The organism is Methylophilus sp. 'Pure River' (assembly GCF_046765995.1).
Lineage (GTDB): Bacteria > Pseudomonadota > Gammaproteobacteria > Burkholderiales > Methylophilaceae > Methylophilus.
Genome location: NZ_JBKOUE010000001.1, coordinates 82,899 through 107,573, shown reverse-complemented (window position 1 = coordinate 107,573; position 24,675 = coordinate 82,899). Strand labels below are relative to the sequence as shown.

26 protein-coding genes are annotated in these 24,675 nt (G+C 43.2%); 9 read left to right on the top strand and 17 right to left on the bottom strand.

All coding sequences use genetic code 11. The features are described 5' to 3' along the window. Nucleotides 1–34 precede the first annotated feature (34 nt). The 13 genes from ACIDE9_RS00540 to ACIDE9_RS00480 form a co-directional block, all read right to left on the bottom strand. Nucleotides 35–784, bottom strand: a complete 750-nt coding sequence (locus ACIDE9_RS00540) for a PEP-CTERM sorting domain-containing protein (protein ID WP_106288040.1) — start codon at nucleotides 782–784, stop codon at nucleotides 35–37. Nucleotides 785–811: 27 nt separating this feature from the next. Beyond that, nucleotides 812–1,603 (bottom strand): PEP-CTERM sorting domain-containing protein, encoded by a 792-nt coding sequence (locus ACIDE9_RS00535; RefSeq protein WP_106288041.1) that lies wholly within the window; start codon nucleotides 1,601–1,603, stop codon nucleotides 812–814. Between the two features lie 216 nt (nucleotides 1,604–1,819). Beyond that, entirely contained in the window at nucleotides 1,820–2,248 is a 429-nt protein-coding gene (locus ACIDE9_RS00530; RefSeq protein ID WP_219884574.1) for a DUF2946 domain-containing protein, read from the bottom strand. Between the two features lie 88 nt (nucleotides 2,249–2,336). Continuing rightward, entirely contained in the window at nucleotides 2,337–2,675 is a 339-nt protein-coding gene (locus ACIDE9_RS00525) for a carboxymuconolactone decarboxylase family protein (protein WP_106288042.1), read from the bottom strand. Between the two features lie 92 nt (nucleotides 2,676–2,767). Continuing rightward, nucleotides 2,768–3,457 (bottom strand): DsbA family oxidoreductase, encoded by a 690-nt coding sequence (locus ACIDE9_RS00520; RefSeq protein ID WP_106288043.1) that lies wholly within the window; start codon nucleotides 3,455–3,457, stop codon nucleotides 2,768–2,770. 81 nt (nucleotides 3,458–3,538) lie between these two features. Beyond that, a complete protein-coding gene (locus tag ACIDE9_RS00515; RefSeq protein ID WP_106288044.1) occupies nucleotides 3,539–4,171 on the bottom strand; it encodes a hypothetical protein in 633 nt (210 codons plus the stop codon). A gap of 97 nt (nucleotides 4,172–4,268) precedes the next feature. Continuing rightward, nucleotides 4,269–5,723: a dihydrolipoyl dehydrogenase gene (gene lpdA / locus ACIDE9_RS00510; RefSeq protein ID WP_106288045.1), complete on the bottom strand. Its 1,455-nt coding sequence runs from the start codon at nucleotides 5,721–5,723 to the stop codon at nucleotides 4,269–4,271. Between the two features lie 23 nt (nucleotides 5,724–5,746). Then, the gene (lipA, locus tag ACIDE9_RS00505) at nucleotides 5,747–6,700 is read right to left on the bottom strand and encodes a lipoyl synthase (RefSeq protein WP_106288046.1); all 954 of its coding nucleotides are present in this window, start codon (nucleotides 6,698–6,700) and stop codon (nucleotides 5,747–5,749) included. Nucleotides 6,701–6,768: 68 nt separating this feature from the next. Beyond that, nucleotides 6,769–7,152, bottom strand: a complete 384-nt coding sequence (locus tag ACIDE9_RS00500; RefSeq protein ID WP_106288047.1) for a glycine cleavage system protein H — start codon at nucleotides 7,150–7,152, stop codon at nucleotides 6,769–6,771. A 31-nt stretch (nucleotides 7,153–7,183) separates the two neighbouring features. Continuing rightward, nucleotides 7,184–7,570, bottom strand: coding sequence for a rhodanese-like domain-containing protein (locus ACIDE9_RS00495; protein WP_106288048.1), 387 nt, complete (start codon nucleotides 7,568–7,570; stop codon nucleotides 7,184–7,186). Nucleotides 7,571–7,625: 55 nt separating this feature from the next. Beyond that, entirely contained in the window at nucleotides 7,626–8,168 is a 543-nt protein-coding gene (locus ACIDE9_RS00490; RefSeq protein WP_411991935.1) for an OsmC family protein, read from the bottom strand. Between the two features lie 404 nt (nucleotides 8,169–8,572). Then, nucleotides 8,573–8,932: a c-type cytochrome gene (locus tag ACIDE9_RS00485; protein ID WP_106288050.1), complete on the bottom strand. Its 360-nt coding sequence runs from the start codon at nucleotides 8,930–8,932 to the stop codon at nucleotides 8,573–8,575. Nucleotides 8,933–8,989: 57 nt separating this feature from the next. Beyond that, on the bottom strand, nucleotides 8,990–9,790 hold the full coding sequence (locus ACIDE9_RS00480) for a quinoprotein dehydrogenase-associated SoxYZ-like carrier (protein ID WP_106288051.1): 801 nt from the start codon (nucleotides 9,788–9,790) through the stop codon (nucleotides 8,990–8,992). A gap of 95 nt (nucleotides 9,791–9,885) precedes the next feature. On the opposite strand from ACIDE9_RS00480, the gene ACIDE9_RS00475 reads away from it, so the two are divergent. Both ACIDE9_RS00475 and ACIDE9_RS00470 read left to right on the top strand, forming a co-directional pair. Then, nucleotides 9,886–10,494 (top strand): TetR/AcrR family transcriptional regulator, encoded by a 609-nt coding sequence (locus tag ACIDE9_RS00475; RefSeq protein WP_181256653.1) that lies wholly within the window; start codon nucleotides 9,886–9,888, stop codon nucleotides 10,492–10,494. 427 nt (nucleotides 10,495–10,921) lie between these two features. Continuing rightward, complete coding sequence (locus ACIDE9_RS00470; protein WP_106288053.1) at nucleotides 10,922–12,169, top strand: OmpP1/FadL family transporter; 1,248 nt, start codon at nucleotides 10,922–10,924, stop codon at nucleotides 12,167–12,169. 62 nt (nucleotides 12,170–12,231) lie between these two features. On the opposite strand, the gene ACIDE9_RS00465 is transcribed toward ACIDE9_RS00470, so the two are convergent. Together ACIDE9_RS00465 and ACIDE9_RS00460 are read right to left on the bottom strand one after the other, a co-directional pair. Next, complete coding sequence (locus tag ACIDE9_RS00465; RefSeq protein WP_219884575.1) at nucleotides 12,232–13,188, bottom strand: TIGR02391 family protein; 957 nt, start codon at nucleotides 13,186–13,188, stop codon at nucleotides 12,232–12,234. A 267-nt stretch (nucleotides 13,189–13,455) separates the two neighbouring features. Next, the gene (locus tag ACIDE9_RS00460) at nucleotides 13,456–14,790 is read right to left on the bottom strand and encodes a sigma-54 interaction domain-containing protein (protein WP_106288075.1); all 1,335 of its coding nucleotides are present in this window, start codon (nucleotides 14,788–14,790) and stop codon (nucleotides 13,456–13,458) included. A gap of 471 nt (nucleotides 14,791–15,261) precedes the next feature. Between ACIDE9_RS00460 and ACIDE9_RS00455 the strand changes: the two genes are divergently transcribed. The 4 genes from ACIDE9_RS00455 to ACIDE9_RS00440 are packed head-to-tail and all read left to right on the top strand — an operon-like array spanning nucleotide 15,262 to nucleotide 19,099. Continuing rightward, entirely contained in the window at nucleotides 15,262–16,617 is a 1,356-nt protein-coding gene (locus ACIDE9_RS00455; protein ID WP_106288054.1) for a selenium-binding protein SBP56-related protein, read from the top strand. 49 nt (nucleotides 16,618–16,666) lie between these two features. Next, the gene (locus tag ACIDE9_RS00450) at nucleotides 16,667–17,461 is read left to right on the top strand and encodes an SCO family protein (protein WP_106288055.1); all 795 of its coding nucleotides are present in this window, start codon (nucleotides 16,667–16,669) and stop codon (nucleotides 17,459–17,461) included. Beyond that, nucleotides 17,458–18,645, top strand: a complete 1,188-nt coding sequence (locus tag ACIDE9_RS00445) for a cytochrome-c peroxidase (RefSeq protein ID WP_106288056.1) — start codon at nucleotides 17,458–17,460, stop codon at nucleotides 18,643–18,645. The genes ACIDE9_RS00450 and ACIDE9_RS00445 overlap by 4 nt, the downstream gene beginning before the upstream one ends. A gap of 1 nt (nucleotide 18,646) precedes the next feature. Beyond that, the gene (locus ACIDE9_RS00440) at nucleotides 18,647–19,099 is read left to right on the top strand and encodes a copper chaperone PCu(A)C (protein ID WP_106288057.1); all 453 of its coding nucleotides are present in this window, start codon (nucleotides 18,647–18,649) and stop codon (nucleotides 19,097–19,099) included. Between the two features lie 271 nt (nucleotides 19,100–19,370). Here ACIDE9_RS00440 and ACIDE9_RS00435 read toward each other — a convergent pair whose 3' ends face one another. After that, on the bottom strand, nucleotides 19,371–20,699 hold the full coding sequence (locus ACIDE9_RS00435) for an FAD/NAD(P)-binding oxidoreductase (protein WP_219884576.1): 1,329 nt from the start codon (nucleotides 20,697–20,699) through the stop codon (nucleotides 19,371–19,373). Nucleotides 20,700–20,937: 238 nt separating this feature from the next. On the opposite strand from ACIDE9_RS00435, the gene ACIDE9_RS00430 reads away from it, so the two are divergent. The 3 genes from ACIDE9_RS00430 to ACIDE9_RS00420 all read left to right on the top strand — a co-directional run bounded on the left by ACIDE9_RS00430 (nucleotide 20,938) and on the right by ACIDE9_RS00420 (nucleotide 24,157). Continuing rightward, nucleotides 20,938–22,674, top strand: a complete 1,737-nt coding sequence (locus ACIDE9_RS00430) for a SulP family inorganic anion transporter (protein WP_219884577.1) — start codon at nucleotides 20,938–20,940, stop codon at nucleotides 22,672–22,674. 67 nt (nucleotides 22,675–22,741) lie between these two features. After that, the gene (locus ACIDE9_RS00425) at nucleotides 22,742–23,605 is read left to right on the top strand and encodes an MBL fold metallo-hydrolase (protein WP_106288058.1); all 864 of its coding nucleotides are present in this window, start codon (nucleotides 22,742–22,744) and stop codon (nucleotides 23,603–23,605) included. Nucleotides 23,606–23,614: 9 nt separating this feature from the next. Next, a complete protein-coding gene (locus ACIDE9_RS00420) occupies nucleotides 23,615–24,157 on the top strand; it encodes a TlpA family protein disulfide reductase (protein WP_106288059.1) in 543 nt (180 codons plus the stop codon). Here ACIDE9_RS00420 and ACIDE9_RS00415 read toward each other — a convergent pair. After that, nucleotides 24,154–24,603, bottom strand: coding sequence for a hypothetical protein (locus tag ACIDE9_RS00415; protein ID WP_106288060.1), 450 nt, complete (start codon nucleotides 24,601–24,603; stop codon nucleotides 24,154–24,156). The two genes, ACIDE9_RS00420 and ACIDE9_RS00415, sit on opposite strands and share 4 nt — an antisense overlap. Between the last annotated feature and the right edge of the window lie 72 nt (nucleotides 24,604–24,675).

Genomic DNA, 24,675 nt, shown 5'->3' with positions numbered 1-24,675 from the left:
GCGCCTGAGCTCAGGCGCGGCATTCCTCCTTAATTTATCTACTGAGGGTTTTTTGTCTGGAAGACAGACCCATAAAAGCTAAACCCAGTAATAACATTGCATATGTCTCTGGCTCAGGTACTGGAACAGTCGTCATACTGATAACTTGTGAAAGTGGATAGCCACTCATGGTGCCAACTGAACCATAACCACTTGCTGAAGTACCTGTCATACATGAAGCACCCATGATTCCACCTGCTGAGCAATCTGCATAAGCCAGTTTGTTGATCTGAGCCTGAGTCAGTACCGTTAATGGATTATCAGGAACGAAAATTAAGGCGTAGGCATTACCTGGATTAGCACCTGCTGATGGAAAGCCATAGTAGATACCGCCAGCGGCCACTCCGGATGCTGGGCTCCATCCATTTCCACCGGCTCCTGTCCAAAAGGTATTTGTACTGTTATTTTTGAAAGTTGCTGCAAAAGTACCTCCCAAGGAGGCGTCATACCAAGAAACCAATTGGTAGTTCAAACTCAACCAAGTCATATTGTCGGCACCATTGATACCTGTACTTGCGTTGTAATTGACTGATCCAGTCATAGCCTCACTTAACTTTCCTGCTAAGCTAGTGATGGTTTTTGTAGTACTGTCATAGTTAAATGAACCCACAAAATATGTGTTTTTAGGCTGGGTGTCTGGCTCAAACCAAGTGGTTGTAATGTTGTAAGTTGCAACCGTGGCGAAGGCTGAATTGCTCAGTGCTAAAAAGGCTGTAGTGGCCAATAATTTATTAATAGTATTCATATCGATTCTCCAAATTTTGTAAGTGATTTAATGTGCTGTTGCCTTGCTGGAACGCCTAACCTGCCAAGCCAAGAACGAAAGACCTGCCAACATCAATGCATAACTAGTTGGCTCTGGAACTGCAGCAACAGATAACGTGGCGGAAAGTCCGTAATTGCGGACTGAGTTCAAAACATCGGATTTATTGGCAATGTCATTACCACCTACAAAGATGCTGTAGTCTCCTGCTGATAGGAAAAAGGTGCCTGTGACAGAGTGTGTAGTTGAGGACACTGAGCCTTGATATGTAAAACTCGTTAATGCACTTTCAACACCTGAAGGATCCCCATCTCCACCAATCTTCCAACTGCCTATGGCATTCCAAGAGCCATTAGTTGCACTGAAGTCAGAACCAGGCCCAATATTTGCCTGAGCCCATTCACTACGCCATGCCAACGATGCGGCAGAAGTGTCATAGTCCGCGCTAGTTTGAGGTGCAGGAAAAGGAGTTAAGGCCGCAAGACCAGAGTAAATAGAAAACCCTGGGATCAATCCGTCTACGGAGCTAGCTGTAGCGGATGGGTTTGCTATCACCGAGAAAGTTACCCATGCATCATTTAATAAGCTGAAACTAAAAGCTTTTGATTTGTGACTGTCACCCAAATTACCGTCAGCCGCATCGGCCCACGCATAATTGCCAGAAACAGCCTGATTACTGATAGTCGCACTAGCATTCTCAAGCCCCGAGAATGTCCCAAAGGCTCTACCGGTGTAACTTAAATGCGCAAACGCGCTCTGTGACATCGTAAAAAATGCCACCAAAACTAATGATTTTTTCATCTAACCTATCCTCTTGTTTGCTTCATTTAGGCGGATCAAATGAACTGAATAATTTCCTGTAAATTAGGAGTAAATATTCAGCCAAAAATAATCCGGTCAGCACGAAATGTGTGCTTTAAGGTTGAGTTAACAAGCGGTTTCGCCTGCAGATACGCATGACACGCCAATGGAAGGAGTGACCTGATCTCGCTTATCTGAAGAACGACTGCTTGAAAACTAGCTGAAGAATCGAGGGGGAGCGCGGCTTGTATGCGCTGTAGGTTTGAAGTTTGATACGACAGGAGCTTTATAGCTACTTAATGCAATCTTGGTCTGTGCAAGTTGAAATAATACAAATGAAGGATTTTGTGAAGGCACAACCACTTGATCGGCCGAGATATGGCAAAACGGACAATGGTTTAAGTGATGATCTAGTGAAATTGGTTTTTCAGATGGCTTGTATTTAATAAAAGTGGAAATTTGTTTACCTTGGGTAGTAATCACCTGTATTACTTTAGTGCCTTGAGTAGAAGAGCAAACTTGTTGGATGAAACTTGTTTGGTTATGCATTGGAAATGCGATACTCAAAGTAGGCACGAGGCTGATCAAAAGCATTGCCATCATGGCAATCCTTGCAATCATTCGTTGTACTTTTTGATTTCCCATATCCAATTTTAGCTTCTACTAGATTTTCAGATTATTATGATTCAGCAATAAACTCACCAGTCACCCTTGGTGCCTGGTGATCACTCTCTTACTTGGTTACACTTTTCACAGCGTCTAAAGCACGCGCTGAGTATACCAATGCTGCACCTGCGTTCATCGCAACTGCAACTCCCAATGCTTCAGCGATTTCCGCCTCATTTGCACCGGCTTTGACGGCAGCTTCCGCATGAACAGTAATACAACCGTCACAGCGTGTTGTGACCGCTACAGCCATTGAGATCAGTTGACGTGTTTTCTCATCCAGATTATTTGTTTTAGACCCGGCTTTACTAGCCATCATGTATCCACCAACAGTATCTGGAGACAACTTACCCAAATCACCAATGCGACCCATCAGCTCGTTTCTATAATTTTCCCAGTCCATCATTTTCGTTTCTCCTGTTTCATTTATCGGAATCTCTGTTAACAGAGGTTATTTCAATAGATACTTCAATATCTATTGAAATGCTTCCTAATCATTCAATCACAGCCATTTAGGTCACACACTTGTGCGCCTTCCTGGCTGGAGAGCTGCTGAGAGATTTTTAATGAATTCAACGACTCCAGAATAGTTTCTGCAGGATGAGCACCAGACACCACGACACGTCCATCAAACACAAACAGCGGAACACTACTTCCATATCTTGAAGATGCTGCTTCATCTTGATATACAAGGGCTTCCAACCTTTTGTTTTGCCAGGCGTCGTCAATCACCACTGTTGAAATACCAGCTTTGATTGCAATTGCCCTCAAAGAGTCTTTATCAAAAATAGACTTTCCATTTGATGTTGACTCCTCATAAAGCAGCTCTACAAGAGCTTCCTTACGTTTTGGATCAATGATTGCTTTCACCAATGCATGTGCTTGCAACGTATCCCCAAAAAGCATGCTTTCGAAGTCATAAACCAAGCCTTCAACTGCCGCCTGCTCTGCCACCATCCCCATAAGCTTGTTTGCTCTAGCTTCACTTCCAAACTTTTGGGCCACAGCACTAGTAAATGATTCTGGCGCCGCATTAACAGACAGCCTGAACGCTCTATAAATGATCTCGACTGCATTTTTGTGCTCAAACTTTTCAAGTGCTTGTTCAAGGCGCCGCTTGGCAATCCAACACCATGGACAAATGAAATCAGACCAAATCTCGATCGTTATCACTTGTTGTGTCGTCATTAAAGTTTACCCCTCATCAGATTGAATAATTAGCTTGCACCGTAAACATACCATCCGGTCGGTATTTATGCAACTAAAGTATTACGATTGCTTAGATCCAACAACATTCATTCCGACGCCATGCAGTCTGCCAAAGCTATCTAGCTGGTATACAAGGGTCTGCCCTGTCATCGCTATTGAGGTGAAGTTCAAACCCAGCATTTCTGCAGCTAATGAAAGGTAACCTTGTATAACGTGGGTGTCTCTCCAAACCTGATTCTCACCACCACTAATATACGATGGGGTTTTACCAGGCTCAGCTACAAGCATAATTAACTCGCCTTCCTGAATATCAACCGCTCTATATAAGCTTCTCAGAGGCTTGGGGCTTAATCGCGTCACCGCCTCAAGGGTATGGTTAAAAGGGTTATATCTGCGTAAAACCTGCTCTCGTTGGTTCCAAGTCAGCATCTGTATCGGATAAACACTAGACTCTTCAAAGCATGGTCTCAAGCGCTGGTAATGGCGCATAGTGTGTTTCTCTGAAAACTGTTGCCTGGAGGTTAACCAAAATAATGCTCCAAGCGTCTCCAAGGAAACCAATTTGAAGGCCTGTTTGGTATTTGCCCCAAATGGAATGTGGTCTACGGTATACGCCTGATAGTTTTCCGGGACTGGCAAGTGGATAGTGTCAGAGGATGTCCAATCAAAAGCTTGATATTGCTCATTAACCATCCCCCTTTCCCCAGAACTTAAGACAACCGATTTGCTATTCATAATGACATCGACTCAGAGTTGGATGGCATCCGACGACGAATGCCATCTCAAGTGGTTAGGCGGCCTTATTCTGCTTTTTAACGTACAGGTCAGTAATCGTGCCCAAATTCATTTCTGCTGCGAAACAAATGGTTTCAGAAAGCGTTGGATGCGGATGGATTGTTTGGCCAATTTCCCAAGCTTTAATAGAAGATTCGATCGCCAACACCGCTTCAGTAATGAGCTCACCGGCATTGGTACCTACAATTGCAGCACCTAGTAACTGATTGGTGTACTTGTCAAAGATCAGTTTGGTCATGCCTTCTGTGCGGTTGATAGACATCGCCCGCCCACTCGCAGCCCAAGGGAAAGAAGCAACCTCAACACCGATACCACGTTCTTTGGCTTCATTTTCAGTGATACCTGCCCAAGCAATCTCGGGATCTGTATATGCGACTGATGGAATAACAGATGCAGTGAACTCAGTGGTGTGGCCTGCAATAACCTCGGCAGCAATTTTGCCTTCATGGGTAGCCTTATGGGCAAGCATTGGATTGCCCACGACGTCACCGATAGCAAAGATGTGAGGCACATTGGTACGCATACTTTTATCTACCGGTATAAATCCTCTTTCATCAATATAGACACCGGCATGTTCTGCTCCAACTAAATGACCATTTGGCTTACGGCCAATCGCAACAAGCACTTTATCAAAGACTTCATCTTCAATATTATTGTCCCCAGAGAAACCCACATGGATGCCATCCTCTTTAGGGGTGACGTGATCTACTACGGTGTTCACCATGATTTTTTCAAAACGTTTGGACATGCGGCGATGTAGTGGCCGAATGACATCTTTGTCACTTCCCTTCATCAAAGTAGGAGAGCGTTCAGCGATGGTGATACGTGAACCAAGTGCATCGTATACTGTGCCGAGCTCAAGACCGATAATCCCACCACCCACGACAAGCAACCGCTCTGGAATGTCTTCTAATGCTAATGCCTTTGTCGAATTCATAATGCGAGGATCGTTTGGAACACCAGGCAAAATTGCTGGTGAAGAACCTACAGCAATAATCGCATTCGTAAATTTGATGATTTGAGTAGCTGAATCAGAGGTTTGGACTTTCAACTCATGAGAAGAGATGAAAGTGCCTTTACCTTGAATGACCTGAACTGAACGTTGCTTGGCCAATTGATTTAAACCTCCAGTCAATTGATCCACAACATTGTTTGACTTCCAATTCCTGAGAGCGTCCAGATCAATACTTGGCTTCGTAAACTTGATTCCGTGTGCACTCATTTCTTCTGCTTCTGTCAGTACCTTCGCAGCATGAAGTAATGCCTTGGACGGAATGCAACCAACATTCAAACACGTGCCGCCCAGAGCATCCCCTTTATCAACTAACACAACTCGGAGTCCTAAGTCTGCCGCACGAAAAGCTGCCGTATAGCCACCCGGTCCAGCGCCAAGAACCAATACATCTGCTTGGATTGCATCTGGTGTATGATTTGTTTCTACTTTATGCATTTATTTTCCTCTGATCATTTTGTTTATAAATCCGCTGTTGCCTTTTGATTGCCTATTAATGGTGAGGCTTGTTTATCAGCGTGGTAAGACGAACGAACCATGGGCCCACAAGCCGCATGCAAGAAACCAAACTCTTTTGCTTTCTCTGTATAAAATTCAAACTTTTCAGGAGTTATATATTCTTTCACTGGCAAATGGTGCTCACTAGGTTGTAGATATTGTCCAATCGTCAACATGTCCACTTCATGGTCCCGCAGGTCTTTCATTACATCCAGGACCTCTCCTTCGGTCTCGCCTAACCCGACCATTAACCCTGACTTGGTTAATACTTGTGGATTGCCTGCCTTATAACTCTCCAGCAAACTTAGCGAATGAAGATAGTCAGCTCCAGGCCTAACCTGCTTATATAGGCGAGGTACCGTTTCAAGATTGTGGTTAAGCACCTCAGGAGGATGTTGGCTCAAACTCTCTATCGCCACTCCCAGCCGTCCTCTGAAATCCGGGACAAGTAACTCAATAGTTACTTGTGGGTTTAAATCCCTTACAGATTTGACACACTCCATAAAGTGCTGCGACCCGCCATCTAGTAGGTCATCTCTGTCCACGCTAGTAATAACGACATACTTCAGCTTTAGAACTTGAATCGCTTCAGCAAGATGTAATGGTTCTAGTTGATCTGGGGGTTTAGGCCGTCCATGTGGAACATCACAAAAGGGGCAACGACGAGTACAAAGGTCACCCAAAATCATGAATGTGGCAGTACCCTTACTAAAACACTCCGCGATATTTGGACAAGATGCCTGTTCGCAAACAGTCACAAGACTCTGCTCTCGAAGCAGATTTGTGACCTCCATAAACTTTGGCCCCTGGATTGGATGCATCTTTATCCAATTTGGCTTCTTAAGTCGGGATTCGGGAATAATCTTAATTGGAATCCGAGCTGTTTTGGATTCACCTGTCTCCCTGATTTCTGTCATTGGCCTCATTATTTCCAACCATTTAAAAAGCCCATCATTCAGCTAGGAAATAATGGGCTTTGTATTAGTTAAACTCCAACGGCTGCCTTATAGCCGTCAACATCGATCAGAAGATCAAGCTCGCCTGGATTAGACATTTTGACTTTAACAATCCAGCCTTTGCCATGAGGATCATCGTTGATCAAAAATGGCTCTGAGATGAGTGCTTTATTGACCTCCATTACTACGCCACTAACAGGCGCAATAAGGTCAGAAACTGTCTTTCGAGATTCCAGTGACCCGAATGGGACACCAAGAGAAATAGTGCTACCAACTGTTGGAGGGTATACCTCCACAATGTCACCTAATGTATCTTGTGCAAAATCGGATACACCGATTAACACGTCATCACCCTCGATTCTTTTCACCCATGCGTGCTCGATGTGATACAAACAATCATTAGCTAAACTCATACAAACCCTCCTGATATTATTTATGTAGTTTTTATTTACAGGTCGCTGGCAAGCCGTCTTTACTCCATTGCTCCATTCCACCAATCATGGAAACGGCCAGGCTATAACCAAGCTTTTGGATGGACTGAACTGCAAGTGCACTGCGTGATCCGGATCTGCAGTACACCAGCATTGGCAAATCCTTCTTCTGTAAATGTTCAAGCTCCTTGGAATTCTCAGGATCCAGTTTGAATTCCAGAACGCCACGAGGGACATTAACTGCACCTGCAATGTGCCCTTCAGCAAACTCACCAGGTTCACGAACATCCACTATCAAAGTCTTAGAATCTTTGATCATTTCATTCGCTTTATTGACATCAACTTCTTGAATGTCTTGTTTCGCCAATGCAACCATTTGTTTAGAGGTTAGAATTTCCATATTTCATTCCATGTAGATACGAGAAGCTCACTATTGCCAGTGAGCTCTATGGGGTTTATTGATTTAAAGCAAGCGAATGAATGGGATTACCATTCAAAGTTGTTTGGCCAGTTACCTTTTGAGCACGGGCTAAAATATCCATAACTGGACAATGTCCTTCAACAACCTCAATCAACTGCTCAATTGCTTTAGGATCTGCAGAGCTACGGAGCGTAGTTGTATAAGAGATTTGTTGATAACCAGCACTGATGGCAGGGTCGATGCTCAGCAGGCCCCGCAGGTCCAGATACCCCTTGACCTCTACTTTGCACTCATCCAGCTTGATACCCATGACTGCAGAGTAAGCTGAGTACATGATTTCCTGGCAAGTGCCCAGTGCTACAAGAACCAGTTCCACTGGGTTCATGCCTTGATCACCACCACCCAGATCTGGCGGCTCATCAATGGTTAATGGTGGGAAGTTACGAACCGTTGCAGAACAACGAACATCCTCTTCTAATTTTGTTGAAGCACGGAAAACTACCCGTGATGCAGCTGGATTTGTTTTAATGTTTTCGATCAAACTACCTAAAGCTTGTTTTACTGACTCCTGAGACATTCTTAAACCCTCCTTGGTCGATTCATTTAGATTTTTAATTTGTACTTCGCTTAAAACATTTGCGGATTTGTACCTCTTCCCGGTAAATCGGCGTTCCTTTTCAGCAAGACTGATGCCAAGGTAGATAAATGCTTGTTTTGTAGTGAATTAATCCTAATACGTGCGGTTGATTGCCTTTTCGACTACAGGTAAGAGTGTCAAAAACGACACCCATATGTCGGATCTGACATGCAGATTGTCAAATTTGGCAAACACTCAAAGGCTTATGAAAATGCAGAGAAGAGAGAGTATTTTGTCCACTTTTAAACAGGTTATATCACCCAAAAATGAGACGAAGTAGAACTGCAGACACTGATCAGGCTGCTGCTAGGCTTGATAAGCCCTTAGGTCGAACTATTGAGACTTTATTCGGCGAATTTGCCGGCAGGATGAGTTTGGTAATATGGACATGCACGAGACTTTTGCGCAAAGAAAGCAGCTAGCTGAACAACTTCTTCTTCAGTGACATCTTTGGCATGCGGCACTCTTAACTCCGCTGGTTGATTTTGTTGTCGGTACTCGGTCATTTTGGAAATGAAATATCGTTGATCCAATCCTGCGATACCAGGAATCACTGAATCACTTAGAGTATTGACCCCATGGCATGAGCTGCAAGAATTTGCTATGGACTTGATCAGAAAGTTTACAGTGCCTGCTTCCCCAGCTTGAATTGAGGAAGATATGATTGAGGCAATCAAAAATGCTAATAAACGACTAGATATCATTTTGATTTCCTCAGGCAGCAGACACCGTAAACCCTATTTTAGTATGCTACTTTTAGCTCAGTTAATACCTACATCTGTTGAAGAAGTAAAAGTACCGCCTTCGTTATCTTTAATCACCACGATAAGCTTGCCCGGCTCATTTGCTTTCAGGGGGAATTGAATATTTGGGTCTTCGCTCATACCAATAAACGTGTCGGCATCCATGACAATCTTGTCATTGAATTTCGCGATAATTTTATTGATGAAAAATGCGGGCCTGAATCCTTGTGACACCAGATCGCGTTGAAGACCTGTGTACATCGGATGTTTGATCAACAAACGAGCCATTACGATGTTCTGGTCATTAGCCTCTGGTGAAACAGATAACCGCATTTTCCCAGCAGCTTGCTTAGCAGCTGCTTCATCATCACCGATTGAACCGCCACAACCTCCCGTCGCACGTATTGCGATTTTGTTCATCAAATACTGCCCATCACTCGTTTCTGCGACCACATGGACAAATGAATCAACCTCAAGACGAATTCTTGTATTGATTTCGGCACTTCCAGACTCTGGGGTAAAGTGGTAAACCGCAACTAATGGCACTGGGTTTGCGTCAGCAATGACTGAAACTGCCTTGATATAGCTTCCATTTGTCATGGGGTGATTAATTTTGAAAGAGAATGGTACCTGTGCACCACTCTCAGCGCGACGAGGCGCCGTTAATTGGACTGAATCCGACTCTTGTAGCCGCTTATTAGGGAAATAATCGTTCTCCATTTGTCCCCAGTATTTATCGATAGCTTCAGCACTTGCTCCGAGAGATAGAGTTAGCGCAAAAATTGAACTGCAAATCAATGATATTTGTTTTACACGCATTTAATTGCTCCTTAATAACATACCTTCCGGTTGGTATGTTATTATTATGGTATTATTTGTCAATACCCCAAAGAACTAATTCTGGAGAACCTACGATGGCTACAACTAAAGCAGAAGCAGCTGCAGCGTCCAAGGCTCGCATCCTCGAAGGTGCGCAAGATTTAATAATGAGTCGCGGTTATGCAGCAATGACAGTTGATGCCATCTGCCAATCTGCAGGTATTACTAAAGGTGGTTTCTTTCATCACTTTGCCAATAAGGAAGCATTAGGCGAGGCGGTATTAACAAAGTTCTGGGCTGATGTGGAAGAGCGACAAGCTATAGCTCCCTATCATGCAAAAACAAATGCGGTTGAGTTCCTGGAAGGCTATATTGATCACGCAATCCTTTCCTACCAAGACCCAAAGCTGCAACAGGGTTGCATGCTTGCCATATTCACTATGGAGTTGGCTGAAAGTAATCAAGCCCTTTTTGAGATTGCTTCAACGCATTTTGCTACTTGGCGCAAAGAACTCATTGAGATGTTCAATAAGGTTGCTGAACAAACGGGTCAAAGCATAGACGCTCAGACCTGGAGTGATTTTTACATTTCCACCTTGGAAGGCGCTTTGCTGTTAGCTAAAGCTAGTGGCGACCCCAAGTCTATTACCCGTTCACTAACCCTCTATAAGAAGCTGTTGATCGATTCAATTTCCAAATCGTAATCTTTCAACGAGTTTTACATTGCCCAAGGGTTTCTCCTCACAGAAATAGGCCTTATAAAGGCCGACATGCTATTGGACATTTTTATTATTGCCGCTCCTTTTTGCGTCTATTTACAAACGAAATCCAGGGCAATCGCCAATATCTAACAACTACGCAAACCAAGAGGGACAAAAATGTCCCTTTCCCTCCCTCTCACAAAAAAACTATGCCAGATTTGGCATTTTTCTTCCTTTACCCCAAACAGCCGTTTTACCGATATTTGTTAATTAGTTGCTTAATTTCAATCGCTTGCGCCGGTTGGCCTATCAATTGCTATGTAAGCCCAGCTGCTAACAGCTAGTTACATATTTGTAAGGTAACGATTAACAATTAACCAATGGCCATTTGACTCTATGTAGTTGAGCCAATTCCAGGAGGGAAGAAAGTATGCGTACGTTAAGTACAATTAAAAAAATAGCTTCACCAATTAAATTTGCGGTAGCGGGCCTTTTTGTATCAAGCACAGCCTTTTCAGCAAACTATGGTACTGATCTGAACAATACAATGCTGCCAGCTGCAGGGGGTGTAGCAGGCGTTTCAATTGCTCACTCAATCGAACCAGCAGCTGCGGTTTTTGGTAACCCTGCAACGCTTACTCAATACAATGAAGGTACCAAATTCAGCTTCGGAGCGACCTTCTATAAACCAGATGTTAAAGCTAGCCATAACGGCGGTAATACAGGCGTGCCTTGGAGCGGCAAGTCAAAAGCAACTAATTACCTGGTGCCAACGGTAGCGGTAACGCAAGCCTTCAGTGACAAAATGGTTGCTGGTTTGGGTTTAACAGTTCAGTCAGGCATCGGTTCAGACTTCCGTGATAAACCAGGTAGCCTCAATCCAGACTCAGAATTACTGGTATTCACTGCCAATGTAGGCTTAGGTTACAAGTTGACTGACAACCTTTCTTTAGGTGGCGCAGTTACTATCGGGAATGGTTATCTGCAAATGGGCCTGTCTTCAAATACTGCCTCAAGCCATGGTTTTGGCGTAAGAGGTACGTTTGGTGCTAAATACGATGTCACAGAGTCTACAAGCTTGGGCGCGTACTACAGAAGCCCTCTGAAAATCAAATACGACAACGTCGTTGACAATGGTGCTGCTATTGCTCCAGGCAAGGGTAACTTCTGGGACGTCAATGTTGAGCAACCACAGGAATTTGCAATTGGTGTATCGAACAACTCTCTTTTGGATGGCAATCTGCGCATCGGCGCTGATGTGATTTATAAAGACTGGTCTTCAGCAGATTTGTACAAAGACATCTTCCGCGATCAAACTATTTTTGCCCTGGGTGGTGAACTGAAAACAGGTGCTGCGAAGTGGCGCCTTGGTTACACCCATGCGCGTGATCCAATTAAGAGAAATGTTGGATCCTCAATTGCTGGGGTGACATCTATGGGCTCACCAGTAGGTACCTTAACGCTGAATCCATCATTAGTGCAGTACTTCCAGGCAACCAATGCTGAACCAATCTGGGAGGATCAAGTAACTGCAGGCTTTGGCTATGCTCTTACCGAGTCTCTCGCCTTGGACACACATGTTGCATTCGCACTTAAAAACCGTGAAACAATTGGCTTCACTTCCGTTTCAGCGAGTACCTGGCAAGCAGGATTGGGCCTGACCTGGTCCTTTAAGTAATAACATCATTGAATCTCCAAGTTGCATAGAGCCCATGTTAGTGGGTTCTATGCTTTTTTAAATTATTCTTGTGAAACTAATTGAGCTTCCTCAATTTTTCGCATCAACATGCTTGCAAACACCAGATATTGAGCTGCTGTTACCTCTGTCAGATCATGATCTAAAGTATGTGCCTGTGGATTCCTAATACCCTGATAAGCCCCTCTTAATATCTGCATAAAACCTTTTTGATCGTTCTTTCCGGATTCTGTGTGTATATCGCTGAAAACTAAACAAGGTTTATCTATTGAGAATGCTTCGTTAATTAAGGTGCTTCCGTCCTCCTGCAGGCCGCTCCTTTCGCGAATAAAGTCAAACAGAGCAATCATAGAATTCAGCACAGCCTCTCGCAAATAACCGTCATGATAGAGTTTTAGAGGTATTTGAGCGATCCTTGTATGAAGTAGAAATGAAAAGTCGCCCAGTGCTGGTTGAATACGATAGTAATCCTCGACTCTTTGCTTTTTGAGAGGTTCTCTCCGACTTTTCACCTTCTCAATAGCATCAGCCATAGTGCGATATTTGAGTATCGACTCAGAAGGCATCACATATGCGTCTTCCAAAGAAAGATCCGTAGATCTGCCCCCAAAAAATGGCAAGTCATACAAGAATTCAGCAAAACGATTAATGAGCACTCTAGGATAATGGAACTCTTGCTCTATATCTCGTAGATACAGAATTGAATCTGGCTCGGCGCGGTATGTATGAACCAACATGTTAAATATCGGTTTCATTTGTTCAATATAGTGAGCTGCCGTTGGCTCCATGTCACAGATTAAACTCAAGGCTTCAATTTTGAGATGATAAACATCAGTCTGATTTGTAATATATGTATTGGTCTCAAGATAATCCAAAACCTCTAGATAGTCAGAATTGCCTACTCTGAATTTTTTAACTACAAAAGGTGTGTCACTGATTTCGTTTCGAAATACCTTTACTAAAAGGTCAACGTGAACTTCTTCCAAAAGAGTGTTTTTCATTTTCTAAAGTTAATTTATTAAGGCAATTTAATCATTAAAAATAACGATAGATTTATACTACGAAAGCATCATCTTCGGTTAAATCTAGAAAGGGTTACGGCTATGCAATTAGATCTAGATTTGGGCATCTATGGAAAAAAGTGCCCAGACCTCCTGAATCAGAAGAAATGGGCATAGCAAGGATGCACGCAAGTCAAAATGACAAGCATCGTTTGGCACGCTTCCAGAGAAGAATCAGCAAAATTGAGTCAAAGTAAAATTACTACCCTACTCTACAACCTGGCTCTTAATCTCTTTAAGTTTGCGATAAAGTGTCCGTGGGGTTAGACCAAGCTTATCCGCCAAATCTCTTTTGGAATCGTTACTTTCACTCACGGCCCACTGTAAGTACATAGACTCCAGCTCTTCCAGAGGGAGGATGTCCCCTCTGAAGTACTTATTCGATGATGGATGATGGCTTTCATCCGGAAACACTTCATCAGGGGTTAAATGATGCTTAGAAATCACTTGGGAGTCGCAAAGCAGAATGGCTCTATCGATCATATTGCGAAGCTCTCTGATATTGCCTGGGAAAGAATAGCTCTGCAGAAACTGCTTAGCACTGTCCTCGAAAGTCATCTCTTTGGTTGGAGAGAGTTTTTTCTGAAAGTACTCCGCTAATATCAGAATATCCTCTGGTCGGTCCCTAAGAGAAGGGATTTGAATTGGGAAAGCGTTGATTCGATAATACAAATCCTGCCTAAAGGTGCCCTCTTGTACCATCTTTTTGAGGTCTCGGTGAGTAGCAGAAATTAATCGAAAATTAGTACGCTTAACCTCTAGGCCGCCAACTTTTCGATATGTGCTGGACTCAAGCAAACGTAAAAGTTTCACCTGCTGACTCAGTGGAATATCACCCACTTCATCAAGGAACAATGTACCGCCATTGGCCATTTCGACCAATCCTTTTTTATCATGATAAGCGCCAGTAAATGACCCTTTCTCATGTCCAAACATTTCACTTTCAAAAAGCGTCTCGGTCAGGCCTGAACAGTCAACGATAATAAAACTATCTGCACTCCGCGTGCTCTTCTTGTGCAGCAAATGAGCCATAACCTCTTTACCAGTACCCGATTCACCTAATAAAACTACTGGCGTATCACTACTTGAGGCTCGCTCAACCAATCCCAAAACACGCGTAAACCATGGACTTTTACCAGCAACACAGTCAGGACTATGTTGTTTGAGATGATGATTTTGATTTCTCAATGTCTCGATATAAAAAGCCGGCTGGCCTTGCTCATCCAGGATCGGAGTTAGCTCAACATCCACATGTTCTCGGCCTCTAGGAGTGTGATGGATGTGAAATACACGGTGCGTTGATTTCGTCTCTTTTGCGACTTTTAGTGGACATGATTCACCTTGTTGATCGCATGGTTTGAGGTAATGGTGCGAAACCTCGTAACAGTGTTTTCCTTTAAGCGGCTTCCCCTCACCAAAAATCTTTTGATAGGCGTGGTTTGAAGCAATAATCTTGTAGTCTGTGCCAAGCACAAGCCTTGGCTCAGGTAGTGAATTTAAGAAATCAAGTAGGTCTTTGCTTACTGTTATTTCAGTAGTCATGACTGCCCCCAGTCCTTCCCAGAACATTATTAGAGTGATTTTTTATTGTGTAGTCTGTAACAATTGTTACATCTAAATACAATATATACATTTATAAATTGTACTGTCAAGAAAATGACATACTGGTGTTCATTTTTGGCGTACTTGTATTTTTGATACTCCAAATATGGCGTTAGTTCATTGATAAATAAGATGTTTTTTCAACAATGCTGATCACAACAACTAGTGCCATTTATGACATAAAGTTTATAAAGCTGTTGATTTATGTGCCATTACTGTCCGTTATTTTGACGGTTGTTACCGCGCACGTTAGTAACAATTTGAAATATCTACTTACAAATCAGACGATTAGCTGAACTGGCACAAGAGTTGCCTTAAGAGGTCACGCAAGTAACTTATTTGTTATGCGTTATTCAACTCAATTTTTTAAGAAGTAAATTCTAAAAAGTTTGTATTAGATAGGAGAAAAAAATGTATCTTAAGAAAAAGTTTTTAAAACTGAAGACGGTTACACAAGCCGTAAGTATGGCTGTTGTGATGGGTGTTGCTGTTCAAATGCCGAGTGCGATTGCTGATGAAACCAGCTGCTCTCCGTTCACCCCACTCGTCAAAGGTCAAGAAGACTTTGTTTACGTCTGGACTCTTGGTGTGAAAGGTCTGGGCGACGAATCCGACAAGTTGGTTACTGTGGATGCCAATCCAGCATCTAAATCATACGGTAAAGTAATTAGCAAACTGTCCGTAGGTGGCCGTGGTGAAGCTCACCACATGGGCTTTACAGATGACCGCAAATACATGTGGGCAGGCGCCCTGGATAGCAACAAAATCTTCATTTTCGATGTTGCTACAGATCCTTCCAAACCAAAACTGGTTAAAACACTCAACAATTTCGTTGCTAAATCTGGCTTAGTTGGCCCACATACATTCTATGCAATTCCTGGCCGTATGATTGTTGCTGCATTGTCAAATGCTAAAGATCACGGTGGTCAAACTGGCATGGCGATCTACACAAATGCTGGTGAGTATGTATCAACAACCATGATGCCAACCACAAACGGTGGCGATGGCTTCGGCTATGATGCTGCGATCAACCCAAACAAAAATGCAATGTTGACCACTGCATTTACTGGTTGGAACAACTACATGATGGACTTGGGTAAGTTGATCAAGGATAAAGATGCAATGAAACAGTTTGGTAATACCACTGTGATGTGGGATTACAAAACTATGAAACCAATGAAGATTTTCAATACACCAGGCGCGGCATTGGAAGCACGCTGGTCATATGCTCCAGGTGACAACTGGGCTGTGACAACAACAGCACTGACTTCAGAAATCTATGTTTACAAACAAGATGACCACGGTGAATGGCAACAACATAAAGTTGGTACTATTGGTGACCCAGCTAAAATCCCTCTGCCAGTCGACATTAGCTTGGTTTCAAGTGGTAAAGGCTTGTGGATCAATACGTTCATGGACGGTATGACACGCTACTGGGATATGACTGACCCGATGCATCCAAAAGAAACTTACACCAAGAAAATTGGTGAGCAAGTAAACATGGTTTCACCTAGTTTTGATGGTCAACGTGTTTACTTCACGACATCACTTCTTTCCAACTGGGACATGAAGGGTAAGTCTGACGACCAATTCCTGAAGGCCTATAACTGGGACGGTAAAGACCTGAAGTTGGCTTTCGAAATTGACTTCTACAAAGAAAAACTGGGCCGTGCTCACCATATGAAGTTCCAAGCTCGTGATTTGAAGACATTGCAGCCTTTGCAAGCATCTACAGCAAACAAGCTGAACTTCGCATCGAACCCTTAATAACAACTAGAGTCTCCACCCCTTCAACCTTGCTTTAGATGGTTTAAATATGATCTACAACTTGCAGTTTAAATTTCTAATAGCAGGGTTGATTTTTATAGCATCTGTCGTGATTGGATATTTCCTCCGCTCGGATATTCAAAATTATGCATTGGCAGATGCTCTTTCTAACACCACTATTGGCCAGAAGATCTCTGGGCCAATCGAAAATAAATTCAACAAAGAGCTCCAGACAAGAATTGCAAAACAAGGTTTGGCGGCCGCAGGGACATACGAGTTAAGCAAAATATTCAAAGCACCTGATGCAGAAGTACTGAATGGCAAAGGTGAAACAGTCAAACTCAAAAAATTCACCGAGGGTAAATATACCCTTCTTACTTTCTTCTATGAGTTCTGCTCTGATGCTAAAGGCTGCCCTTTTGCAATGAGCACAATGCAAATTGTGAAACAGTACCTGGAGAAGACACCCTCGCTTTCCAAACAAGTTCGGATGGTACACATTAGCTTTGATCCAGAACGTGACACTTCGGTCATGATGGCGGGGTTGGAAAAGAAGACTAACCGTGAAAACAAACCATACAGTGTCGAATGGAAGTTTCTTACCACTAAGAATTACGACGTATTGATTCCATTAATTGATGGTTATGGTCAAAACGTAGACATAGCAATTGATCCGAAAACCGGAAAACGGACTCTAGACTTCCCGCATGTGCTGAAAATCTTCCTGATTGACCCTAATGGATATGTGCGCGAAATTTATTCAACAACATTTCTAAACCCAGAAATGTTGTTGAATGATATTGAAACATTAATGATAGAAACAGAAAAAGGAGTTAATAAATGAGTGGGGTTAGAGCTGCAATTGGAACTGTTGTTTTACTGGCCGCTGCCGTCGCAGCAGTGTTAGGTATCACAACAGACATTCATCCACCTGACGATTTAGGCCTGCCGAAAATTATCGAGCCGGAAGACAATCCAACAACGGATGATAAGGTCGTTTTGGGGCGGAAGTTATTTATGGATCGTCGTCTTTCACATAACAACACCATCTCATGTGCCATGTGCCATGTGCCAGAACAAGCCTTTGCTTCAAATGAGTTAGCAATGGCAGTTGGGATTGAGGGTAGAACAAATAAACGAAACACCCCTACCATTCTCAATGCAGTCTATTACACCAGATTCTTCCATGATGGACGTGAACATAGTTTGGAAAATCAGGTTATTGGCCCACTTGTAGCGTTCAACGAAATGGGCAATCCGTCAGTTGGTTATGTCGTGGAAAAAATCAAATCCACGACTGACTATGATGGGATGTTTGAGAGAGCCTTCGGTAAACCAGTCAATCTCGACAATATCAATAAAGCAATTGCAGCCTACGAACGCACGCTAGTTTCTGCAAACTCAAAATTCGACCGTTATCAGTATAGAAACGAAGAAACAGCTATGAACGCCTCTGAGATTAATGGCTTCAAGCTCTTTATGGGTAAGGCTCGCTGCGTGACTTGCCACGCAGTACAAGAAAAATCAGCCATTTTCACGGATCAGGGCTTCCACAATACAGGTATTGGTTACACCAGAAATAACACTGTGTACCACCGAGAAGCAACTATGCCTATTACATTGGCACCGGGCATTACAGTTCAGACGCCTTCAGATCATTTTGACCATGCAAGTGAACGTCCACCAAATGATGTGGGCAGATTTGAGGTTACAGAGAACCCGAAGGATCGCTGGGCATATAAAACACCATCATTACGTAACGTGGCTTTGACCGCGCCCTACATGCACGATGGTTCATTGCTGACCCTGGAGTCTGTCGTAGACTTTTACGACAAGGGTGGAGAAGACAACCCACTCAAAGATCCGCTACTCACACCTCTTAATCTCACTACACAGGAGAAGGCTGAACTAGTGGCATTCATGAAGGCGCTTACAGGGGCCAATGTAGCTAAACTGGAAAAAGAAGCTCGTGCTGCGTATTACGTAACGCCAGTTGAAATGCCGGCTGCCTCAGTTAAGGATAACTAATATGAAATCAACATACTTATTAATTGGTCTTTTAACACTCTCGATGAGTGCAATTGCTGAGGTAAAGATTGAATCTCCATGGATCAGGTCAACTCAACCAGGACAGCAGGTTGCGGGTGGCTACATGACTATAACCTCCGATACAGAGAAACAACTAGTCGGTGGCGTTTCGGCACTTTCCGAGGCGGTCGAGGTTCATGAGATGCGCATGCAAGGTGACATCATGAAAATGCGTAGATTAGATAAAATCACCATCAAACCAGGTGAGCCACTGGTTTTAAAACCCGGTGGCTATCACTTGATGCTGACTAATATTAGAAAGCAAATGAAGGATGGTGACCATGTCCCAATTACTCTCAAATTTGCAAATACTGACGGTACAGAGTCCCAGATTTATGTTGTGGTCCCTGTAAAAGATCCCGGAAGTGATAGTCACCAAAACCACAATCACTAAAGCCTAAAAATAACAAAGCCCTTTTAATAAGGGCTTTGTTATATCTGAAGATCCTATCTCCCTCAATATCCACAAGCAGTACGTCGCATTCAAGCGCTTTTTGAAAGCAAAAAAGTTTCTGGACTGATAAAACTGTTTTGTAACACACCCATGATTCAAAATGGCTTTGAACCTTCCGCTACAGCTTGACATAGACTTGTTGTTTAGGAGAGTAGAAAAGAAATCGGCCCTTTGGGCCGATCTTAATTGCTTGTTGTAGCTAAGGATCAAATCAAACTTCAGAACACTTTGTAATCCACTCCTTACCCTTGAGCATCCCTGCCCAATAAAATCTTGGCAGGAATGAAGCTTTCAAAGCCCAAGCGGATTTTCTCGGTTTCGTTGGGTCCAATGGGAATGTGGGTAACAGCTTTCCACCATAGCCAAATTCAGCCAGAATAATTTTCCCTTTCTGAACAGTGAGTGGGCAAGATCCGTAGCCATCGTATTTGGAAAGTAGTTGTTTGTGATTACGCAGAGCTAATAGATTTTTTGCCACAACTACGACTTGCTTACGGACTGCAGCAGCGGTCTTGGCATTTGGCGTGGAGGCGATATCTCCTAAAGAGAATACGTTAGGGAATGCGGGGGACTGCAACGTTGCATTATCAACCAGACACCAACCTGCGGCGTCGGCTAGTGGACTCTCTTTAACAAAGTCATGAGGTACCTGTGGTGGTACAACATGAATCATGCTGAACTTACGCTCTACGCGCATCACGCTTCCATCTTCAGCCTTAACATCAAACCAGGCTGTTTTACTCGGGCCGTGCACTTTGACTAGCGTTGAACTGAAATTGAGTTTTGCGTTGTATTTTTTAACATACTCCATGAGTGGGCCAACAAATTCTTTAACACCAAACAACACAGCACCTGCATTATGAAATTCAACATTGATGGATTTCAAGACTTTGTTTCTCAGCCAATAGTCACATGACAGATACATGGCTTTCTGAGGCGCTCCTGCGCATTTGATTGGCATTGGTGGCTGTGTAAAGAGCGCCGTCCCACTCCGAACCTTTTCTATCAGCTCTCTCGTATATGGGGCAAGTTCAAACTTGTAGTTTGAGGTAACTCCGTTTTGCCCCAACGTATCCTGCAAACCTTCAATTTTTTCCCATGCCAACCGCAAACCGGGGCAGACAATTAACTGACCATAAAATACTGTTGAGTCATCTGACAGCTGCACGGCATTTCTATCTGGATGTAATTTGCTCACTGCAGCTTTAATCCAGGTCGCATTAGATGGGATCACATCGGCCATAGGGCGTCTTGTTTTCTCAATCGGATAATCACCACTACCTACCAGAGTCCACGCTGGTTGATAAAAGTGAAAGTTACTGGGTTCGATAATCGCAATTCTTAAATCAGAATCACGTTTCAAAAGACTTGCTGTAACACTGATGCCTGCAGAACCACCCCCTACAACCACCACATCAAATTTTTGATTTCCTAATACTTTCTGGCTGAATTTCGCCATGCCTCTTTCTCCATTTTTAATTTGATATTTACTACTTGGTCGTTCCCTGAAAGCAAGACCTTTGCCATAGCTATCAAACACCTGATTAATATCAATTTATTGAAGATATTAGGTTAGCCAACGCAGTATTGCAGTGTATTGATTGCAATAAATGTCACTAAATTATTGAATTTTCAGACAATTGTGCCAGATATGACACCACCTCTTTGAAACGAAAAATAAATATTCGAATTGACCAGTAAATACCTTTTGGAGCAAAAGCAAATACATATAATGAATTTCAGAGGTATGGAAATTCTGCATTTTTTTGGTAAACCGTATGTTTAAAGATGAATCAAACCTAGCTAGTTCATTTAGTAAAATGGCTCCTGAATGGCTTAAATCCTACAAGAGATCGTATCTTCAAGGGGATATGTCTGCAGGTATAATTGTCACAATTATGCTCATTCCACAGAGTTTGGCATATGCATTACTAGCAGGCCTGCCTCCCCAAATTGGACTTTATGCCAGCATTTTGCCCTTAATAGCTTATGCCGTTTTTGGCACAAGTATGACATTAGCGGTAGGTCCGGTCGCTGTGGCTTCACTCATGACAGCAACAGCACTTACGCCTTTAGCAACCCCGGGGTCAAGTGAATACACTTTCCTGGCTATGCAGTTGGCAATGTTTACAGGCGTGATTTATTTGCTTTGTGGTGTATTCAGATTAGGATTTCTCTCGCACCTTTTAAGCCATCCGGTCATTAATGGTTTTATTATTGGGTCTGCAATCCTCATTGCGATTAGCCAGCTTAAAGGCATTTTAGGGGTAAGTATTCCAAACGGAAGTGTCGTTGACACACTATCCAGTCTTTATGCTTCTCTGGGACTTATAAATTACCCAACGCTATATATTGGCATCGCATCCATAGCCTTCCTTTTTTATGCAAGAAATGGCCTAGCCAGCTTATTGAATAAGTTGGGGCTAAGTAAAGAACAGGCAGGATTGTTAACAAAACTCGCCCCGATGGTAGTAGTCATCATTTCTACCTTGCTCGTAGGCACCAATGATTGGGCAGGAGTGCTTGGAGTCAAGATTGTAGGAAGCATTCCAGAAGGGCTGCCTAGTTTGAGCTACTCGCTTCCGACAGTCGCTCAAAGTAAATCATTACTGATGCCAGCTTTGCTCATTTTTATCGTTGGCTTTATTGAAAGCGTATCTGTAGCGCAGTCTTTAGCGTTGCGTAGACAACAAAAAATAAAACCTAATAAGGAGTTATTTGGCTTAGGGGCTGCAAATGCAGCCAGTGCACTGTCTGGTGGGTATCCCGTCGTCGGCGGCTTCGCAAGATCCGTTGTTAACTATGCGGCCGGTGCCAACACCCCTCTGGCGAGCATATTTTCCGCTGTATTGATGCTAATTGTATTGTTGGGGTTCACAGGCTACTTTTTCTATCTTCCCCATGCGGTATTGGCTGCCACCATTATCGTTGCGGTTCTGGGAATGGTCGACTTCAGTACAGTCAAACATACTTGGAAATACAGCAAGGCTGATGGCCTATCACTCCTGGGAACAACGTTAACAGTGATATTAGTTGGAGTTGAACCTGGGATCCTAGTAGGTGTTTCCATATCAATACTCTCCTATCTTTGGAATGCCAGTCACCCGCATATTGCCATCGTTGGACGAGTGGAGGGTACGGAGCACTTCAGAAATATTGAGCGCTACAGCGTGCAAACCTTACCCAATGCTGTGTTTATCAGAATTGACGAGAACCTGTTCTTCGGAAATATTCAGGCAGTTGAAGAAACAATTCACAGCGTCCTGCACCAACATCCTGAAGTACAAAACATAGTCATTCTTGGGCCTGCAATCAACAGCATTGACTCAACGGCTCTTGAAGTTCTATGTGCCTTAAACACACAGATTGGTGCCATGAAGAAGAAATTACACCTGGCAGAGATAAAAGGGCCTGTGATGGATCGCCTACGCGGAAGTGACCTGATTTCAGAATTAACCGGCAACAATTTCTTGCATGCTTACGAGGCTTTTGAAGCACTGGCAAGAAGAGCTTGAGACCTCGTGCAAGCTTTTTTAAACAACCACATACAGAGAATTGAGTAATAGCGAAGGAGCAATCCCCATGAAACCTACAGTTGAATCTTTTTTTGATGATGTAACCTACACCATCACCCATGTAATCAGCGATGAGGTCACTAAATCTTGCGCCGTAGTGGATGCAGTTTTGGATTACGACGCCAAGTCAGGGCGTACCTCTACCAAGATGGCAGACAAAGTGATTGAATATATCCTGTCTAACGATCTACGCCTTGATTGGATTCTTGAAACTCACGCCCATGCAGACCATGTCACCGCTGCCCCCTATTTACAGAAAAAGCTGGGAGGCAAGATCGGCATTGGTGAAAACATTCTGAAAGTACAAACAGTCTTCAACGTTGTATTTAACTATGACAAGTTAGAAGCTTCAGATGGCACAGCATTTGACCATCTATTTGCGGACGGAGAAAATTTCAATATTGGGAATCTTCGTGTTCAAGCAATTAATGTCCCTGGCCATACCCCGGCTGACATGGCTTACATAGTAGAGGACCAGATGGTATTTGTGGGTGACACAATCTTCATGCCTGACGTGGGGACCGCTCGGTGCGACTTCCCAGGCGGGGATGCCCACATTCTCTTTAAATCAATCAAGCGCATATTCTCCATGGCGCCTGAGACAGTGCTTTACATGTGCCATGACTACCCTCCTTCCGGTCGTGAACCCCAATATAAAACCACTGTTGCTGAGCAGCGCAAAAGTAATATCCACGTAAAGGACTCAATTAGTGAAGATGAGTTTGTACAGATGCGAACAACGAGAGATAAAACACTAGCCTTCCCTACTCTAATTCTTCCATCTATCCAGTTGAATATTAGAGCCGGGAAAATGCCTGGTGCAGAAGAAAATGGGGTTAGCTACCTGAAAATTCCTATCAACGGCATTTAGGATATCTGTATGAAAAAAATAACTCGTGTGGCTGTTGTTATAGCAGCTATAACCTTCGTTGCTGGTGCCATCTACACTGAAGGTCTTGGGTTCTTCCCAACTGCAAACAAAGCTGAATCGAATAATCCAGTCTATGCTCTTTCATTTCCCGACAAGGATAAGAATGCTTATGACTTTAGTCAGCTTCGTGGGAAAGTTGCAGTTGTGAATTTCTGGGCAACTTGGTGCGGACCTTGCAGAGATGAGATGCCAGATCTAAATCAATTAAGCCAAGACTACAAAGACAGAGATGTCGTATTCATAGGAATTGCCGCTGATGATGCTGAGCAGGTAGGTGAATTCTTGGAGTCCACTAAAGTGGAATACAAAATTGTTACTGCAGAGTTTGATGCTATTCCGCTAAGTCAAAGCCTGGGCAATAACAACAGCGTCTTACCCTTTACCTTGATAATAGACCAGACAGGGAAAATACTGGATCGACATGTAGGTAGAATTAAATCAGATGAGATTCGTTCGATTGTTGATGCTGCACTAACATCAAAACAAAACTAATCGAATACCCAATCACTTTTCACTTCATATTTCTCGACTATTAATCCTTGGGGAATGAATTCTAATTCCCCAAGGATTAATGTAACTTCCTTTTCAGCTGGGACTTTTGGATTAACGAGGGTTATCGCAACTACTCCAAACTCCCCCAACCTTTCAGCGTTAATAACATAGATGAAACCATCCGTCGTATTTCCTGCAGTTGCAAAATTTTTCGCAATGGCTGCGGAGGTTGATGTGGAAATAGCTCGTGGACTATAAGGCTTGGTATCCATTTGCTGCGCTCTTACAGTATTTTCAAAACATGGGCCGTACTTAAAGTTATCGCCATAAGTAATTCGACCATCATGTTTAGCGACCACCATGCTGTTTGTTCCCTTGGCTACAAGTCTCCCATCATTTTCATGGTCCAGTTCTTTACTAACACCGCGATAAAGTAGTTTACTCATGAATAACCCTTGCAAGGAATGAATTCAAATAATCCAACCTCGCTCGTGATAAACGTATACCGTGGATGAGGT